This is a genomic window from Shewanella sp. MTB7, from assembly GCF_027571385.1.
Classification (GTDB): Bacteria; Pseudomonadota; Gammaproteobacteria; order Enterobacterales; family Shewanellaceae; genus Shewanella.
The window spans coordinates 536594-556212 of the sequence record NZ_CP085636.1 but is presented as its reverse complement, the minus strand read 5'-3'; the positions used below and the strand labels follow the sequence as shown (position 1 = coordinate 556212).

General features: G+C 43.3%; 13 protein-coding genes. 8 read left to right on the top strand and 5 right to left on the bottom strand.

Annotated elements, in window-relative coordinates:
• Window positions 1-9: 9 nt before the first annotated feature.
• The 3 genes from HWQ47_RS02445 to HWQ47_RS02435 are packed head-to-tail and all read right to left on the bottom strand — an operon-like array spanning window position 10 to window position 5529.
• The gene (locus HWQ47_RS02445) at window positions 10-2523 is read right to left on the bottom strand and encodes a DMSO/selenate family reductase complex A subunit (RefSeq protein WP_269969617.1); all 2514 of its coding nucleotides are present in this window, start codon (window positions 2521-2523) and stop codon (window positions 10-12) included.
• Between the two features lie 38 nt (window positions 2524-2561).
• Window positions 2562-4571 (bottom strand): MtrB/PioB family decaheme-associated outer membrane protein, encoded by a 2010-nt coding sequence (locus HWQ47_RS02440; RefSeq protein ID WP_269969616.1) that lies wholly within the window; start codon window positions 4569-4571, stop codon window positions 2562-2564.
• A gap of 13 nt (window positions 4572-4584) precedes the next feature.
• Window positions 4585-5529, bottom strand: a complete 945-nt coding sequence (locus tag HWQ47_RS02435) for a DmsE family decaheme c-type cytochrome (RefSeq protein WP_443020109.1) — start codon at window positions 5527-5529, stop codon at window positions 4585-4587.
• Between the two features lie 545 nt (window positions 5530-6074).
• Here HWQ47_RS02435 and HWQ47_RS02430 point away from each other — a divergent pair.
• The 3 genes from HWQ47_RS02430 to HWQ47_RS02420 all read left to right on the top strand — a co-directional run bounded on the left by HWQ47_RS02430 (window position 6075) and on the right by HWQ47_RS02420 (window position 9216).
• Window positions 6075-6869 carry a Crp/Fnr family transcriptional regulator gene (locus HWQ47_RS02430; RefSeq protein WP_269969615.1) on the top strand — a complete coding sequence of 265 codons (795 nt, stop codon included), beginning with the start codon at window positions 6075-6077 and terminating at the stop codon, window positions 6867-6869.
• Window positions 6870-6990: 121 nt separating this feature from the next.
• Window positions 6991-7704, top strand: a complete 714-nt coding sequence (locus HWQ47_RS02425) for an SDR family NAD(P)-dependent oxidoreductase (RefSeq protein WP_269969614.1) — start codon at window positions 6991-6993, stop codon at window positions 7702-7704.
• Window positions 7705-7839: 135 nt separating this feature from the next.
• Window positions 7840-9216, top strand: coding sequence for a M28 family peptidase (locus tag HWQ47_RS02420; protein ID WP_269969613.1), 1377 nt, complete (start codon window positions 7840-7842; stop codon window positions 9214-9216).
• A 43-nt stretch (window positions 9217-9259) separates the two neighbouring features.
• On the opposite strand, the gene pdxY is transcribed toward HWQ47_RS02420, so the two are convergent.
• Both pdxY and typA read right to left on the bottom strand, forming a co-directional pair.
• Window positions 9260-10123 carry a pyridoxal kinase PdxY gene (gene pdxY, locus HWQ47_RS02415; protein WP_269969612.1) on the bottom strand — a complete coding sequence of 288 codons (864 nt, stop codon included), beginning with the start codon at window positions 10121-10123 and terminating at the stop codon, window positions 9260-9262.
• A gap of 480 nt (window positions 10124-10603) precedes the next feature.
• Window positions 10604-12412 (bottom strand): translational GTPase TypA, encoded by a 1809-nt coding sequence (gene typA / locus HWQ47_RS02410; RefSeq protein ID WP_269969611.1) that lies wholly within the window; start codon window positions 12410-12412, stop codon window positions 10604-10606.
• Between the two features lie 357 nt (window positions 12413-12769).
• On the opposite strand from typA, the gene glnA reads away from it, so the two are divergent.
• The 5 genes from glnA (at window position 12770) to HWQ47_RS02385 (ending at window position 19479) form a co-directional block, all read left to right on the top strand.
• Window positions 12770-14179 (top strand): glutamate--ammonia ligase, encoded by a 1410-nt coding sequence (gene glnA, locus HWQ47_RS02405; RefSeq protein ID WP_269969610.1) that lies wholly within the window; start codon window positions 12770-12772, stop codon window positions 14177-14179.
• Window positions 14180-14349: 170 nt separating this feature from the next.
• On the top strand, window positions 14350-15054 hold the full coding sequence (locus HWQ47_RS02400) for an ABC transporter substrate-binding protein (RefSeq protein ID WP_269969609.1): 705 nt from the start codon (window positions 14350-14352) through the stop codon (window positions 15052-15054).
• A 249-nt stretch (window positions 15055-15303) separates the two neighbouring features.
• Entirely contained in the window at window positions 15304-17358 is a 2055-nt protein-coding gene (locus HWQ47_RS02395) for an ATP-binding protein (RefSeq protein ID WP_269969608.1), read from the top strand.
• 11 nt (window positions 17359-17369) lie between these two features.
• The gene (locus tag HWQ47_RS02390) at window positions 17370-18134 is read left to right on the top strand and encodes a response regulator (protein ID WP_269969607.1); all 765 of its coding nucleotides are present in this window, start codon (window positions 17370-17372) and stop codon (window positions 18132-18134) included.
• Between the two features lie 127 nt (window positions 18135-18261).
• Complete coding sequence (locus HWQ47_RS02385) at window positions 18262-19479, top strand: dicarboxylate/amino acid:cation symporter (protein ID WP_269969606.1); 1218 nt, start codon at window positions 18262-18264, stop codon at window positions 19477-19479.
• Window positions 19480-19619: the final 140 nt, after the last annotated feature.

Below are 19619 nucleotides of genomic sequence, written 5' to 3'. Positions count from 1 at the left end.
ATTACTCCATCAAGCTTTTGCAATCTGTACACGGTTGGTATGTTGTGGGTTCGCTTTTGCCAATGGGCTTGGTTGATAACGGGTCAATGTGTTGATACAACCCCCCGCATCGATGGCGTGTCCAGAAGGACCTATACGGCTTAGATCTGGCTGATACCAGGCACCTTGCCCCAAAGCCACAACCCCAGGCGTAACCCTTGGAGTAATACGTACCGGTAACTCAATGGTACCGCGATCGTTCCAGACATGAACCTTGCTACCTTGAGCAAGCCCGCGTGCATCGGCGTCGAGCGGATTCATCCAAATTGCATCTTCTGCAGCTTCACGCAACCAAGGAACATTATGAAAACTTGAGTGTGTACGTCCCTTAGTGTGATACCCCATAAGTTGCAGTGGATACTCGGTCTTGGTATCTTCATCGTCATAACCATCCCATGTTGCTTGGTACATAGGAATCGCCGAAATGTAATCACCTTTGACTGTGTCATCGAAGGTCCATTCACTGCCTTTTTGTGCCATAGAAAGTGCATAGATCTCAATCTTACCTGAAGGAGTACTAAGTGGTTTACCACCATTAATGTAACTATCTAAGGCCAGTTTAGGGGTGCCATTGAAAGCACGGAAAACACCTATCTTTTGTGCTTCTTCATAGGTAGCGGGTAAAGCAGGTTCAGCCGCAGCATTATTTGCATTGTTACGTGTACGCTCATACAGCTCTGCTAACCAGCCCGCTTCATCTTTACCTTCTGTGTATTCGCCTTTTTTACCCATTTTATCGGCAATTAGCGCACACATGTCATACATGGACTTGCAATCCCACATAGGTTCTACAGCCGCTTTCATCGCCACTAGATAACCCATGATGCCAGAAGCATAACTGTCATTAACCAGATCATTAGATTCCAGCCAGCTGGTGTCTGGTAATATGATATCGGCAAACTTAGCACTCGGCGTCATCCAGCAATCACATACCACGATGAGTTCGCAATCCCCTTCTTCCTCGAGAATTTTCGCGGTACCGTTACAGTCTGAATGTTGATTGATCAATGCATTACTGTTAATTGCAAATATTGCTTTAACATTTGCCCCTAGCGGTGTATCTAGATCCTTGAGGCCACGCACCCCATCTTTTCTTGCTGTCATCTCCTTACCACGCACGATGGCGTCCGCCCAAGTAAAGAAAGAGATACTCTCTTTGACAGGATTAGATAAGCCCGACATACCACTGCGACTCAAACTGCTCTGACTTGGAAGTGCACCATTACTCACACCTGGTTGACCCACCTTACCGGTCAAGAATGAGAGCATGTAACAAGAACGCATCGCCTGCTCACCGTTAGCATGACGGTTTACACCTGCACCAGTGATAATAAATGGTGCCTTAGCATTCATTATTTTATTGGCTACGGACTTGATATTATCCTCTGATATACCACAAACCGTAGCGGCCCACTCCGGAGTCCTTGGTCCTTGAAAGGCAAAGGCCCCTTCACCTAAGATATAATCCTTGTAGTTATCTTCCGGTTTAATGTAGGGAATATATTGAGTCTTTGATTCATCACCACTGGCTTGAAACTGTTCGATCAACTCCTCGAGTGAGGTTTTATCATAGCCTACGCAATACTTGTCCAGAAATTCCTTTGAATTACGTTCAACCCAGCCTGAGCTGATCATTTCAAAGGCAATACCTTCGGCAAATGCTGCATCTGTGCCGGGGCGTATCGCATACCAATGATCTTCTTTACCCGCCATAGAGTCGGTATAACGAGGATCGACCATGATCACTTCAAGATTATTATTGCTCTGTAACGCCTGGAGGTAATCATAACCTTCGCCAGAACCACTTTGACGCATCTCACTTGGGTTATAGCCAATCCCGAGGAATAGGTCACTGTCTTTAAGCGCTAATAAATTAGAACCTGAAGTACTGCCAAACCCCGTCGCTGATGCAGCTTCATTTTGCTGCGCCCATGAATAGTTACCATAGATGTTTAAGAAACCACCGTTTAGGTTCAGTACACGATTAAAACAGGACGAGCTGGAAAATCCATAGTAAGCACCCGTACCATAGAGTTTAAGTATAGATTTATTCCCATATTCGTTGGTGATTCGCTGTAACTCACTCGCAATCTCTGCTGCGGCATCATCCCAGCTGATTGGTACAAATTTACCTTCACCACGTTTACCAACACGTTTCATTGGCGTTTTTAAGCGATCGGGTGCATAGGTGCGCTGCTTTAAAGAGCGACCCCGAGCACAAGCTCTTATTTGATGATTGACACCATATTCATCTGTGGTCTCATGATCTGTTTCGACTCGAGTGATCACCCCATCGCGGCTAAACACTTTAACCGGACAGTTAGAGCCACAATTCACTAGACAAGCAGACCAGTTCATCTGCTCTTCCGGTAACGGCGGCTGTGGCGGTACCACATTCACCTCATCCGAGTCCGTCTTACAACCCACCACTGTCGCCGCACAACCCAGCGCCGCACTCGCTTTCAAAAAACTTCTACGTTCCATTGATATATCCTCTTGCGATTTATTACACCAACTGCGCCTTAACGCAATCTGTAGCTAAACGACAACATCACTTGGTGTGCGTTATAGTCATGGTTGATATCACCCAAGGTCACCAAACCCGGGACACTGTTTACATCCGTTACCGCACCATCGGTGTCGTAGTAACGCTCATACCGATAACTCAGTTTCAACGCCATCTGCTCATTCAGCGCATAGTCCGCATACACACTCGCACTGTGGTTGTAGCTGTAGTAATCACCACTCGGGTAGCTCTTTTCTAAAGCGTTCGCATCTGCCGTCACATAGGTGTCACTTATCGAGTTACTAAACAGGTAATCAAGCCCTAAAGTCAGCTTGTCTTGCATTAAGCCGCCGTAGCTTAATCCCGCCCCTAAGTTGATAAACTCATCCTCAATGTCGCTGTACCAGTCCGGACTGCTATAGGCTTGGCTTCCCGCTTGGTTTGAGTTAATCCACTGCTGACCCGCAAAACCATAGCCGCTCACATGCTCACTCAACTGCACGCTCACATTGATGTCATAGCCATAATCTTCCGATTCGGTTAAGCCGATTTGCGTCTCGTCATAGTCATCCTTCGCGTAGCGGGTACTCACATCCACGCTCAGCCAATTCAGTGGCGTATGGTTGATGCTCAACTCCACCGCATTTCTGCTGCGGTCGGCTAAGTAGTACTTGCGCATCAAGGCGTTCTCTTCAGAAGAGGTCAGCGCGTTAGTCTCATACTCAGACCCGCTGCGATTGGCATGCTCTGCTTTGAGCTTGATGTTGAAATTGTCGAACGCCCGCACGTTAAAGCGCATCCACAAACTGTCATCCTCAGTCTGCTCACGCTCACTGAAACTGCGCTCCACCTCTTTACGCTCATAGCCCGCTTGCACACGGTAACCACTGGCGATGCGGTAACTACCATTAACCTTGTAGGTGTTGCGCTCGATATCTTGGGGCACATTTTGTCTAAACGCGCCAGTGACACTGTTGAAATGGTACTGGGCGAATTCTGCTACCGAACTTTGATTGTCACGCTCGCTGTAATCGATGCTGCCGCCTAAGCGCAGGCGCGGCGTTATCATCGAGGTCACCGCCAAATGACCGTCTAAGGTATCCACTTGACCGTCCCAGCTTTGCAGCGGGTTGCCACTCATCTGGATAAGGTCTTCATCCTGTATCATGCGGCCACTGATAACACGGCCGCTCAGCACTGTGCTGTTTAATCGGTATTGACCCGATAGCGACACTTGGTGCGCTTGGTTATCTGGGGTGGCGGCAAACACATCATCGAGGTAGGGCAAGCTCAAATCGCCTATCTTGTTCTCATAAAAGCTGCCGAAATAACTCAACTCGGTGAGCCAGTTGTCACCACTAAGTCCCAGCCCGGCATCCCACTGTTTCGTTGTCGAGTCCACCGGCAGGCCGAAATTAGTTGGGCGTGGCGTCACGATACTGCTCGACTGGTACCCCGTCTTCGCTTCCTGGCTGTAGTGCACAAAACCGCTGTAGAAATCACGGCCGTACTCCAGCCCTAGGCCCACCTTCTCCCGCTCAAGGGCCAGGTCAAACACATTAATGTGCTCACTTGGGGTTAACACCCCGTCGTTGTGCCACAACTTACTCTGCACATCCCCCGCATCAAACGTCTTGATGCTGCTGTAATCCAACCCGAGCTGGTAATGCCCCGCTTTACCCACCGCTAAGGTCGCAAAGCTGTTGTCCATCCCCAGCTGATGGGCCTGCATATTGGCCTGATAGCCAGTACCGCTGCGATAAGCCACATCCCCACTGACCGCGCCTATCGCGCCATCTTCACCCGTGCCCAGCGCATTACCCGCATGTGCATCGTCAATGTCGTTGTAGCCCGCTGACACCGACACTAGGCCCCGGTATCCACTATTATCACCACAGCGTTGGCACTCGTACTTGCTGGTATTAACCTTGCTCGTGTTGGCCTTGCTCACCGCAAAGTCCGCCGCCATGCTTGACCCTGACATCGCCAATATCGACAGGGTTATCACATTCAATTTAAATGACATACTCAAAGCTCCATTAACGTTGCAGCAAGCTGCCTGAAGGATGGTTAGACCCGTGGATTTGACTGTGGCAATTCAAACAACTCTTGCCACCACCGAAGGCGTCCATCCCCGGCTCCACCACCACTCGACTGGCATGACCGTCGTTGGCGTGACACTGCTGACACAACTGCGGCGCACGACTATTAAGCAACTCCTCGTTCACACTGCCGTGAGGGTTATGACAGGTCACACAGTTTTCCGTCACCGGGGCATGCTCCCACAAGAATGGCCCCCGCTTTTCAGCGTGACAGCTGTAGCAGGTATCATTAATACTCGGCTTGTTTAAGGCACTCTCGCTCATCGAGCCATGGGGGGAGTGACAGTCGATACAGGTCATCTGGTCCCACTTAAGTGGATGCGATGAACGCTTACTCATGTCGGCTTTTTCTTGGCTGTGGCAAGACGTACAAGTGTCATTGACACTCAGCTTGTCCATCACAGGGTCTGTGGCACTGTGCACCACATGGCAGTCGGCGCAGGCTATCTCTTCTAAGTTATGAGTACTGCTGTGCCACGCCATCTGCTCGGCATCTTGATGGCAACCCTGACACACGCTGTTCTGCGCACTGGCAGACAATTGACTCTCAGGACCAAAGCTAATCATCGGCTCTTTGCCGCCCTTAAAGTGTTGACCTTGAGGACCGTGGCAGGCTTCACACTGCAGCCCAGCCATCGGAGAATCGACCGCACTCTCTTGGCCATGAACCCCATCAAAAAGAGCCATCACAGCCTCATTTTTGCGGTGACACATCAGGCAGGAATCCGCCCCTTTAGCAGAGTACTCACCCGCTGCAAACTTCTGGGTTAATTGCTGTTCAAGTTGTTCTGCCGACAACTCATCCCAAGGAGCGGCATGAACACTTGAATATGAGAGTAATCCACAACTAATTAAAAGCATGAATTGTAAGAAACATCGCATTTAAAAATCCCCTCTTCGAAATAGAGTCATCTCTATTCATCAGACTTTAATGTTATTGATATGTGGTAAATCAGTAGGCTTAGCCTTTTTCAGCAGCGAGAACATCGCTGATAAAAAAGTAACTTTAGAGAGGATTATTAGGTTTGCAGCGCTCTTACATGTTGAACAAGCAACCTTTAACTCAGAGTAACCGATTGAATTTAACGACAAGTTAAACCGTACCGAATAATCGGGCTATTACAGTTACTGATTAACACATCTAATCATCTCTGAGGTTATTGGAACAAATACCGTGATTAAAAACCTTCATATCGATATGTAAGATCTTTAAAACTATGTGATATGCGTAACATAATTGAAATAAGGCTTTTCTGTGTTCACCACATTCAAGCTCACTTCATACTTTGATTCTTTACGTGATTACATTCACATTCTGGAAAGCTAGCGGGTAATTGTGAACTTTAAATTTCGATTTTAACTTATACTGCCAAATACATTTACATGTAGTTCATATCAATGAATATTGATTATTGCGGAGCTGGATCATGGTTCAAGCTATATCACTTAATACTGAAATGAAGGAAGGGTCTACTATCTTCTTCCCTGAAGTAGTTAAAACCAATATTGCCAAATTCTTAATATCTCACGGCACTCACCAAACAATAAAGAAAGGCAGTAATATATCAAAGAATATACTGTTGAATAACTTTATCTATGTTGGGTCCGGACTACTTTTCTATATCAAACGAACTAATGATTATTCTAGGCCTAAATTCATAAATGTTATTCTACCCAATAGGCTGACTGATTATCACTTGCTATTAAAAGATAATTGCACCTGTTGCAAAAATATTAAAGCGGCAAGAGATAGTGAGATAATCATCATCAACAAGTCAATAATAAACAACCTTGCAGAAACAGACACCGCCCTATTCACCGAATTCATGTTTGACTCTAACTATTTTATGGAGAGACAAACTGCACTCGCAATATTTCTACTGACATCATCACCAGAAGATAAGCTAACCAAGTTTTTATTTGATCTATTAGTTGTGCTAAAGGTTGATTTTTCAACTCCATGGCTCGAAGTAAGTTTAAAGTTAACCAGAGAGGAGATTGCGGACATACTCCATATTAGTGTGATTAAGCTCGATATTATGTTTGGTCACTTAAAAAAGAGGGGGGTGCTGAAAAGGGAAGATAATAAACTTTACGTTAAATCCTCATTTTTCTACGAACTATCTCCTTGCCCATTAGGAAGGGAAGATGCAAAAGGCTGTCAATCTAACAATATGCTTAAATTTAAGCCGAATAACATGATAGCGGCAAACAACATTTGAGCAACGAGGAACAATTATCTCTCATACTTTACGTTCTTAGAATTATACAAATTCACAAGATAATTAATATAATAACTATGATAAGTTATGGTGCTAAAGGTTATAAGCTAAGCGAGAGAAAATGAAAACAGTGGTGATCACCGGAGCGAGTCGTCGATTAGGACTCTACTTAGCCGAACAGTTCATTGCTAAAGGTGACAGAGTATTCGCCATTTCTCGCAATAAACCTGATGAGTTTACTTCCATCGACTCAGCACATTTCCATCCGGTTCAAATTGATAACTACAACAAACACGGTGTCGAACAAGCCGTTACTGCTATCAGATCAAAAGTTGAACGTATCGACCTCCTCGTCAACAACGCCTCCATTTTCGAACAAGATCCTGAAAATAATCAAGATATGGAAACCAAGTTTGTGGCTTTTTTTCAAGTTCATATGCTTTTCCCTAACTTATTAATCCATGCACTAAAACATCATATGTTTGATGAGGCAAACCCGGGAGTTCTAGTTAATATGACTGATATTTACGCCGACAACCCTACCCCAGAATACTCACTCTATTGTTCAACCAAAGCTGGTTTGGAAAACTTAACTCGCTCTTTCGCTAAAAAGTTTGCTCCTGGTATTCGTTGTAACTCTATTATGCCTGGACCACTACAGTTCCTTCCACAACATACACAAGAGCAAAAAAAACAGGTTCTTAAGGGAACCCTATTACCTTTTGAAGCGGGCTTTCACCCTGTATTTCAAACCATTGATTTCATCATGACAAACCACTTTGTGACTGGAACCTCAATCAAGGTTGATGGCGGTCGTTCCATTTGCCGTGGATAGATATTTAGTATTAATGGTTAGACACTAAAGACATATTTGACATAACTGTTAACAATTCTCTATGTTAAAAATTCAATATACGCAGTATTTATTTTGCTAAGGTGCTGTACATAATAACATCAAAGAGAAGCAAGCATGACTTCCAAAATTACTCCCTTAAGCCGCTTGTCTATTATCGCTATTGCACTGTCACTATGGTCAACCACTAGCTCAGCTAATCTCATCGCACCTTCACAAGAAGATATGCGTTTATATAATATTGCAACCTCAACAAGCCCTGAAAGGCTAAGATCAGATGTTGAAAAGTTAGTAAGCTTTGGTACTCGTCATACCCTGTCACAGACTCAGTCCGATACCCAAGGTATCGGCGCTGCTAGGCGTTGGATCCAAGCAGAGTTTGAACGTATTTCAAAGGAGTGTGGAGGGTGTTTAAAGGTCATAACCTTAGCCGATACCGTATCCGGAAAACGTATTCCAGATCCGACTGAAGTGGTCAATGTGATAGCGATTCAACATGGGAATTTAGATCCTAAACGCGTGGTGATAATGAGCGGTGATATCGATTCACGGGTGAGTGATGCGATGAATTCAACCTCGATCTCACCGGGAGCAAACGATAATGCTTCTGGAGTTGCTGGGGCAATTGAAGCTGCTCGAGTGCTATCCAAGTATCAATTTGCAGGAACAATTGTTTATGCAGCCCTGTCCGGTGAAGAACAAGGCTTATATGGTGGCACAACTTTAGCTCAATACGCCAAAGATCAGGGTTGGCAGGTCGAGGCGGTATTAAATAATGACATGATCGGCAATATTAAGGGCATTAATGGCATTATCAACAACCATTCTGTGCGGGTATTTTCTGAAGGTGTACGCATAGCAGAGACCCAAAAGGAGGCCAAAGAACGCTATTTCAGTGGCGGGGAGAATGATTCTGCTTCGCGAAATCTCGCTCGAAAAATTAAAACCTTGGCCGATCAATACATGACTAACTTGGATGTCATGCTGGTGTATCGTTTAGACCGTTTTGGCCGTGGCGGACACCATTTCCCTTTTAATAAGGCGGGTCTCCCTGCAGTGCGAATCATGGAAACTAACGAACACTATCACCGCCAACACCAAGATATTCGTGTTGAAAGTGGTGTTGCTTATGGAGATGTGATTGAAGGGGTGGACTTTAATTTTAATGCCAAGATCACGGCGTTAAATGCTATTAGTCTGGCATCAATGGCTTGGGCACCTGCGCCGCCAAATGCAGTAACTATTGAGGGTCAAGTATCGCCAAGTACTCGTTTGAAATGGCAGCTAAGTCCACAAAAAGAAGTCGCTGGATATCGGGTTTACTGGCGCCTAACTACTGAGTCTGAATGGACTCACAGCCGTTATGTCGGCAAAGTTGAATCTTTCACTCTGGAGAATATGGTGATCGACAATTACCTGTTCGGTGTCGCGAGTGTGAGTGCCAATGGCAACGTCAGCCCAGTGGTATTCCCCGGCGCAACGGGCGCTTTTTAAACTCCGATAAAAAAGGGCTAATCTTAGCCCTTACCACTGCGTTTTAGTTCACTCGCTTGGCGCGATCATTGATCACTGGCGATGCGATGGCATCTTGAGTGCGGATCAATTGCAGCTCATAGGCTTGTTGATTAAACGTTTCCAGTAACACTGCATCCACAGCTGCATTTGTACGCTCAAACGCTTCAACAGATGGATAGCCAGCTTGCAGATTAGCCAGCATCAAACCACTGATTAAGTCACCAACACCAACAGGCTGCTTGTCAAACTCATACAATGGACGAGACACTAAATAACTGCCGCTCTTATCCACCAACAACATTTCAAATTGCGCTTGGTTAGTTGCTGCTTTGGCCAAATGCTTAACCAGCACCATCTGCACACCCGCTTCTAGTAGACTCTCACAGGCATCAATAACCTCATCGAGATTATGCAACTGGCGCTCCGTCAGTGTTTCAAGTTCTAGAAGGTTAGGCGCGAGAATATCAGCTGCTGCTAAGGCTTTAATTTTAAAAAACTCCTGCACTCCAGGTGTAACAATACAGCCCTTTTCAGGGTGTCCCATCACAGGATCACAAAAATAGATTGCCTTGGGGTTCACCGCTTTTACTTTTGCTACGGCCGCAATAATCTCGGCACCTTGTTCCGCACTACCCAAATAGCCACTTAAAATAGCATCACAGGTTTTTAACTCTCCAATATTATCCAGCCCTTGCACTAACTCAGTGATCTGACCGGCTGCCATTACTGTGCCTTTCCACCCTTGGGCATACTGGGTATGGTTAGAAAACTGCACAGTATTAATTGGCCACACTTCCATGCCGAGCCGACGCATAGGAAATACTGCACTGCTGTTACCGGCACAGCCAAATACCACATGGGATTGAATGGATAGGATCCGCTTCATGGTCACAACCTTTATTTCTTTAAGCGATTTGAAAATAGGGAGCACTCTCGTGGCCGTCTGTTGACTCTACCTCGAGGTCTCGTCACGTGATTATACCAACCAGTATAAGAAAGTGATCTACTCAGCGTGGTTTTTGGCAAACTAATTCAAGGCAAATGGATGATGGAATGGTTGTTCCCTTGTGAATTCATTCAACACAGAAGTAGGCAGCCAAAAACACGCCTAAAAGGCGAGTTTTAGCACTTCTGATGCTGTGTTAACGAGCTAAAACGTAGAATAACTATGTTCTTCACTCGTTGCCTTACCTCAGAAGTGCTAAATTCTCGCTGAGCGATCACATCTTTATACTGATTGGTATTATACCAACTACATTACACATTTGTTCAGCTGCAAGTAACAAAAAGCCCTGAACACTCTCATGTTCAGGGCTTTTTACTACAGCTAACCTTTACAGGTTAACCATAGTTAACGAAGCAATAACTATCGGTTGTGACGCTTACGCTCGTTCTCTGTCAAGAAACGCTTACGAACACGAATGTTCAGCGGCGTTACTTCAACCAACTCATCATCATCGATAAACTCAAGCGCTTGCTCAAGTGTCATTGTGATAGGAGTAGTCAGAACTTGCGCTTCATCGGTACCCGATGCACGCATGTTAGTTAGCTGTTTACCTTTCAAACAGTTAACTGTCAAATCGTTTGCACGTGCGTGCAGACCAACAACTTGACCTTCATAAACTTCTGCAGCGTGACCAATAAATAGACGACCACGTGCTTGAAGGTTAAACAGAGCGAAAGTCAGTGCTTTACCGGTAGCGTTGGAGATCAATACGCCACGAGCACGTTGACCGATATCACCGCCTTTCACTGGACCGTAATGGTCGAATGAATGGTAAATTAGACCAGAACCTGAAGTAGCAGTCATAAAGTCAGTTTGGAAACCGATTAGACCACGACTTGGGATAACGAAATCGATACGTACACGACCCTTACCGTCTAACTGCATATCCTTCATGTCACCTTTACGGATACCCAGTTGCTCGATAACAGAACCTTGATGTTGCTCTTCAACGTCAACAGTTAAGTTTTCGAATGGCTCACACATCTCGCCATCGATCTCTTTAACGATAACTTCTGGACGTGATACGGCTAGCTCGTAACCTTCACGACGCATGTTTTCAATCAAGATTGAAAGGTGAAGTTCACCACGGCCTGATACGCGGAAACGATCTGGACTTTCAGTTTCTTCAACGCGTAATGCTACGTTGTGAATTAATTCCTGCTGCAGACGCTCAAGGATGTTACGTGACGTGACGTACTTACCTTCTTTACCAGCGAATGGAGAAGTGTTGACCTGAAAGGTCATAGTCAGCGTTGGCTCATCTACAGATAGAGCAGGCAATGCCTCTACGTTAGTAGTAGCACAAATTGTGTCAGAAATTAGCAGCTGGCCAAGACCAGTGATGGCGACGATGTCACCAGCGTTACCGACTTCAACTTCGTTGCGGTCAAGACCCATGTAACCAAGAACCTGACCAACTTTACCGTTACGCTTAGTGCCATCGGCACTAATAATAGTAACTTGTTGGTTAGTCTTAATGCTACCACGCTTGATGCGACCAATACCGATAACACCTACATATGAGTTGTAATCGATTTGAGAGATTTGCATCTGTAAATCACCTTCGCTATCAGCGTCTGGTGAAGATACTTTCTCAACAATAGTTTCGAACAGCGGAGTCATATCACCTTCAGTGATATCTGGATCCAAACCTGCGAAACCATTCAACGCAGAAGCGTAAACAATAGGGAAGTCCAACTGCTCATCAGTTGCACCTAAGTTGTCGAATAAGTCGAATACTTGATCGATAACCCAATCAGGACGTGCGCCTGGACGGTCAATCTTGTTGATCACAACGATAGGCTTAAGGCCTAGTGCGAAAGCCTTCTTAGTCACAAAGCGAGTTTGTGGCATTGGACCGTCAACAGCATCAACAAGTAGCAACACTGAATCAACCATAGATAGAACACGCTCTACTTCACCACCAAAATCGGCGTGACCTGGAGTGTCAACGATGTTGATACGGTAATCATTCCACTTGATGGCAGTATTCTTTGCCAGAATCGTGATTCCACGCTCCTTTTCAAGATCGTTCGAATCCATCACCCGCTCAGCGGCTTCTCCTCGAGACTCAAGAGTTCCAGACTGTGATAGCAACTTATCTACCAAGGTTGTTTTACCATGGTCGACGTGTGCAATAATGGCGATGTTACGTAAATTCTCTAACACAGATAAACCTCTTATCCATCAAAATATAGGGGGTATTTGTAACAGCTCAAATAATAGCTGTTGCAATAAAAAACGTGTCATTCTACTCTAGCCTAGGGCTCTCGCACAGGATTATTTTTTAGACAGCCCTGAATAATCAGTTTTATCTCACCCGCACCAAGATGGGTGCCGCACCAACACGGAACAATGGCTGCACCACATTGGTGCTCTATTTTATATTTAATAATGATATACATCAACTGAATACAATAAAATCAACCAGTTATAAATATGGCACAAGTCTAGCTTATTCTTTACCAAAATCGCGATACGTACTTATTTAAATTAAAAAACCTTTACTCTACTCGGAGACTTAGAATGTCAGCTGAATCAGTTTTACAACAACTAGAAGAATTAGAAGTTAAGTTTGTTGATCTGCGCTTTACCGATACCCGAGGAAAAGAGCAACACGTTTCTATCCCGGCACATCAAGTCAATGCCGATTTTTTTGAAGATGGTAAGATGTTCGATGGCTCATCTATCTCTGGCTGGAAAGGCATTAACGAATCAGACATGGTATTAATGCCAGATCCTGAAAGCTTCGTACTGGATCCTTTTACTGCTGATACCACTGCTAACATTCGTTGTGACATTTTAGAACCAGCCACAATGACAGGTTACAACCGTGACCCACGTTCAATCGCTAAGAAAGCAGAAGATTATCTTCGTTCCACTGGTATTGCCGATACCGTTTTAGTGGGCCCAGAGCCAGAATTTTTCCTATTTGACGACGTTAAATACGGTGCAGATATGTCAGGCTGCTTCTACAAGCTAGATGCCGAAGAAGCCAGCTGGAACTCAGGTAAGAGCTATGAAGGTGGTAACACAGGTCATAGACCTAGTGTGAAAGGCGGTTACTTCCCTGTACCTCCAGTTGATTCATCACAAGATATTCGTAGTGCAATGTGTCTGATCCTCGAAGAGATGGGTCAAGTTGTTGAAGCACATCACCACGAAGTGGCGACAGCCGGTCAGAACGAAATCGCAACACGCTTTAATACGCTAACGCTAAAAGCTGATGAAGTTCAGGTGCTTAAGTATGTCGTTCATAACGTAGCACACGCCTACGACAAAACAGCAACCTTTATGCCTAAGCCTATCGTTGGCGATAACGGTAGCGGTATGCACGTGCATATGTCACTAGGCAAAGATGGCACTAACCTATTTGCTGGTGATAAGTATGGTGGGTTGAGCGAAGTAGCATTATTCTTTATTGGTGGCGTCATTAAGCACGCACGTGCTATCAATGCTTTCTCTAATCCAGCAACTAACTCGTACAAGCGTCTAGTGCCACATTTTGAAGCGCCAGTGATGCTGGCATATTCTGCTGCGAACCGTAGTGCTTCAATCCGTATCCCTGTAGTACCAAGTCCGAAAGGCCGCCGTATCGAGCTACGCTTCGGTGACCCAATGGCTAACCCATACCTAGCATTCTCAGCTATGTTAATGGCTGGTCTAGATGGCATCCAAAATAAGATTCATCCTGGTGAGGCTATGGATAAAGACTTATATGATCTTCCTCCAGAAGAAGCTGCTGAGATCCCAACCGTAGCAACATCACTAGAAAATGCACTTGAGTGTTTGGATGCAGATCGTGAATTCCTGACTCGCGGTGATGTATTTAGCAACGATTTCATCGACTCTTACATCAAGCTTAAAACTGAAGATGTTCTTCGTGTAGCTCAAACGACTCACCCTGTTGAATTCGAGCTTTACTACAGCTTATAACTCTTCAACTATATCCAAACCAAAGCCCTAATTTTTTAGGGCTTTTTTTTCTTCATAAAATCAATCTTATGACTAGATTTAGGTTTCTTTCAATTAACAGATCTCGTTGGCGATTCATCCTTCCCTCTACTAATCTAATAACTAAATTACACTTATTCAAGAATACAGTCATGCTACGAATCACAGTCAGCCTGTTGCTTTCTCTCATGCTTACCGCTTGTAGTCATGAGCCTCTGACAAATAAAATCACTATCACTATCACTATCGCTATCAACCCTTGGTCTGGGTACGAGTTACTCTATTTAGCTGAAAAAAGGTTTTTCAAAGACGTGGGACTAAATATAGAACTGGCTCATTCTGATGCACAAAGAGCTTACATTAGTGGCCGAGTTGATGGTTTTGCTAGCACTATAGTCGAAGCGGTGCAAGCGCAAGAGTTTGGAGGAGCACCTTTAAAAGTGGTCTTATTGGCGGATTATTCCAACGGAGGTGACGTGATATTAAGTCAAGCTCCTTATCAATCATTAAGCGATTTAAAAGGCAAGAAAATTGGTTGTGAAGTCAGCTCTCTCGGTATCTATATTTTAGCCAGAGCGCTTACTGTACATGGTATGTCTTTAAATGATGTAGAAGTTGTTAATGTCGAACAAGGAAACGCTCTACAATCCTTAGACAGCGGCTTAATTGATGCCATGGTATCTTATCCTCCCTATTCATTTGAAATACTCAATGACCCGCAACAAGCCAATCATAAAATATTTACCACCGCCGAGATCCCGAATGAAATATTAGATACCGTCTCTTTTTCAACAAAAGTCATTAAAGAAAACCCTAACTTAGTCAGCAAGCTTGGCAGTTATCCTACGATTTTCTAAAGCAGCATCCTAATGAAGCTATTCGACTCATGGCTGAGCGTCAAAAAATATAAAAGCTGAATTTAATCAATCGCTTGAAGGTATGCATTTACTGAACAAAACTGAACAAAACTGAACAAATTAGCTTGCTAAAAAATCAAGCTGATCTGACAGCACTCGCTCAATCAGTTTGCGATACCCTCAATAAGGTAGGCGCATTTGATAGCTCACGTGATCATATAAATACACTTTTCTATTCAGGAAGATAGTATGAGTGAACATTCCCTTAATACAGAACGGAGCAGCCCTTTTATACCGAGAAGTATCGCCATTAAACTCAATATTAGCACTCTAGTTATTGGGGTATTAATCTGCGGAATTTTAGGTATCTACTTTGTTCAGGTGACTCAAGAAAGAATAGATATACAGGCTAATATCGAACTATCACAGATCACTGATACCTTAAAACTCGCGCTAGAGACGAATTCAAATCTATCTAATATGATACTAATTGTGGGTGTATTAGCGACCTATAAAAACATTGATCGCCTCTCAGTAATTAAATTATCAGATATGCGCATCAATGCAGATAGCCAAGCTCAACATAACGGTAAGCTAGCTTCTGAAGTTTTTCCTACATCTCTCATGAACATGCTCAAAAAACATTCTAAAAATAATCATCTACCGTCAACAGAATTTAGCGGCAACAACTTGCATCATGCCACTCTATTTCGCTTAATAGATCCTGAAGTCAACCGCCTAAGACCTTATATCATTTATTTCAAATATGACAAAACTGCACTTGAAGCAGGAATTAAGCAAAACAGAAACAACTACCTTTTAATCATCATCTGCGGCTTTATATTGTTACTGCTCATCAATCTTTGGATACAGAGAATTGTCATATTAGCTCCTCTATCCCAGATCACTAATCAGCTAGAACATCAATCCAATCATGATGCAATGCCTAAGCCATTAAAAAGCTCAACTAAAGATGAATTTAATATACTGGTCAATAGCTATAATCACTCTATTCATAAACAACTGTTACAAAAGAAAGAGCTGGAAAAGTCACACCGCTATATTAAAAATATGACCAGTGTTCTTCCAGTACATTTAGCCTATGTAGATACAGACCAAAAAGTCCAATTTATTAACCGTCACTGTTTAAATTGGCTAGATCAAAAAATTGATGATGTACTTAACCGAACTTGCAAAGAGATCATCCCCGCCAGTCTATTTAAAATGATGCAACCCTACATCGAACAAACACTTAATGGAAAATCGATAACGTTCGATGTTGAATTTCAAGATACCAATCTGGTATACCTTTTATTTCATATAACTCAAGTGCCTGATATCGATACTGATGGCAATATTAACGGTTTCTTCATCTGTATCGAAGATCAGACCTCAACAAGAAATAATGAAAAGAAGCTTGAAAAATACGCTCTCAATCTTGAGTTTAACAACTGGGCTTTAGATGAAGCACGTGAAATCGCCGAAGCAACCGCAAGAGCAAAATCTGAATTTCTTGCTTGTATGAGCCATGAAATACGTACACCAATGAACGGCATTCTAGGCATGTTAATCCTATTAAGCAGAACGCAGCTCGATCCCAACCAACAACATCATTTACAGATGGCCCAGGGCAGTGCTAAATCTTTGTTAAAACTCATCAACGACATTCTAGACTTTTCTAAAATTGAGTCAGGAAAGCTCGATATTGAGTCAATCGAATTTAATTTACAACAAACCTTGGATGAATTAATACAGCCCTTAGACATTCGTGCACAGGAAAAAGATCTTGAATTTATTCTCGATATCACCCAGATCAAACCCGTTTATATCATCGGAGATCCAGGCCGTATCACACAGGTGCTAACGAACCTTTTAGGTAATGCGATAAAGTTTACTCAAACTGGCAGTATTACCGTAATAGGAAAGCTTTCATCAGCGAATAATGAACATCGCCTAACTTTTTCCATCGAAGATACTGGCATAGGTATGGGAGAGGATAAGCTCGACAATATATTTCAACCGTTTAGCCAAGCCGATAGTTCAACCACGCGTCACTACGGTGGTACTGGATTAGGACTCTCGATTGCAAGGCATTTAAGCCAACTTATGGAAGGCAACATTTCCGTTACGAGCGCAGAAGGTCAAGGGAGTACCTTCAAATTAGATATGAGTATCAAGCTACCGACCTCCCATCAAAAAACTTCGTTGTTAGATCTGAATAATCTCCCCATACTGCTACTTAGTCATAATACCCTTTCAGACAATATATTAGAGCGGGTGCTCATAGCATTAAAGCCACAGTAACAAGAATCCTGATGGCGGCAGATACAGACTCATTTGATTTAAAAGAAAATCAGCCAAGATTGCTTATTTTAAGTTTACCTGTAGGAAAACATGCCATTGAAACTGTACTTATCAAGTTGAAAAACGAGCCCTCTCTTTCCCATATTCCAACCTTACTAAATTACAGTTCCCACGATGCCCCGATTATTCATCATTATATAAAAGATCAGATATACGGTTCTTTTACTCGACCGATTTCTCAAGTTAAACTAATAGAACAACTTAGAAAACATACTAGCCCTCAACGATCAAAAGATAAAAATACAAGCGTAAATCAATATGATAATTGGTTTTTAAAAGACTACTTTACAGATTCTCAACCTCGATTACTCCTAGCAGAGGACAACATGATTAACCAGCTTGTTGCTGAAGGAATAATTAATGAATTTGGACTCGAAATTGAAATTGCCAATAATGGCATCCAAGTTCTTGAGCTTCTTGCTAACTCCAACTCTAACAACCCTTATCATCTCATTTTCATGGATTGCCAGATGCCAAAACTCGATGGCTATCAGACCACACAGAAGATTCGTGCTGGAGATGCTGGAGATATCTATAAAACAGTCCCTATAGTCGCAATGACAGCAAATGCTATGATCGGTGATAAAGAGAAATGCCTAAATATTGGCATGAACGACTATATATCTAAGCCTTTAGAGCCTGAACATATCAAAGTGGCACTATTAACCGCTTTAGCCTATCTTATCGATGAAGATAAAATCCCCCCTTCCAGTTAACTACTTTTGGTACATATCCCCCTTCCTGACTAGAAGTTATATAACAACGTCGTAAGTTGACTCCTGAGATAACCCCCTATAACGTATTTGCTAACAGTAAGATTTCAATTATATAAATGGATTACTTATGTGGAACAGGCTTCAGGCTTATCGAACGTCAATCATACTACTCTCAGCACTTGTGGTTGGTGGGACCTTAGGCCTAACACTGCCAGAGTTCGCTTTAAAGCTAAAACCAATCGGTCAAATTTTTCTAAATTTACTCTTTATGATCATTGTGCCCTTAGTCGCCGTTAGTGTTACCTCCTCAATTGCACGCATGACCGATCTCAAGAAACTTGGCCTGATATTGGCCAGTATCATGCTTATCTCTATTATTATGGCTATTATCCCCGCTGTCGGTATCCTTGGGTTGGCTATGACATTTGATCCCGCACAGGGAGTGACCCTGAATCTGCATCAAAATATGCAAACAGAGCCCGGCAACATGGATTTTGTATCTCTATTAACCACCAATGACTTCGTTGGCCTACTGTCAAAATCCAACATCTTAGCCTTAATTATAATGTCAGTGATTTCAGGGATAGCCATAGGTCAATCAGGCGAAGATGGTAAACGAATCTCATCGATGCTCAATAGCTTAAATACCGTGATAATGAAGATCATTTCTATCCTTATGGTGACAGCTCCCATTGGATTGGGTGCCTATTTTGCCTCAACAATGGCCAGTCAGGATCCTGAGCTCCTCATCACCTTTGCTCGCACCATAGGTTTATTTTTTATCGCTTCAATTATCTATTTGACACTGGGGTCCTCTTTTTATGCTTGGATTGGAGGAGGAAGATCTGGCGTTAAGATTTTTTGGAAGAATGCCATTGAACCGGCAGCAACAGCCTTAGGAACCAGCTCTTCACTAGCCAGCCTTCCAGTCAATATCAGAGCGGCAAAAAAGATGGAAATTAAAGAGGAGATCGCAGATATTTGCCTCCCCCTACTGGTGAATCTTAATAAGGGTGGAGCTTCGATGATCACGGCCCTGAAAATCATCTTTATCTATTCACTATTAGGACTTGAGTTTACTGCTGACATTTTTGCTATCACAATTTTGATCTCTGTTTTATCAGCCTTTGTCATCGGAGGCGTTCCTGGTGGTGCCTTTTTGGGAGAGATATTTATCGTCACGACACTAGCTCTTCCCTTAGAGGTTATTCCGATCTTAGTCATTATCGGCGCAGTAACAGACGCTCCCTCTACAGTAATTAATGTCGTACATGATCTTAATGCAACTCAAATTATTGAGCGCATGACTCAACGACGTGCTCAAGCTAAGCTGACCTCAACATGAATACCACTTGAAAATACAGAGAGTTATTTGCCAAACCATGTTTACGGTAAGCTAATTCAGTAAAATAAACAGCCATAGTTCATTTTCACCATGATTTTGTTATGAAAAAAAGCTAACCTTTAGTAGGTTACAAATGTATA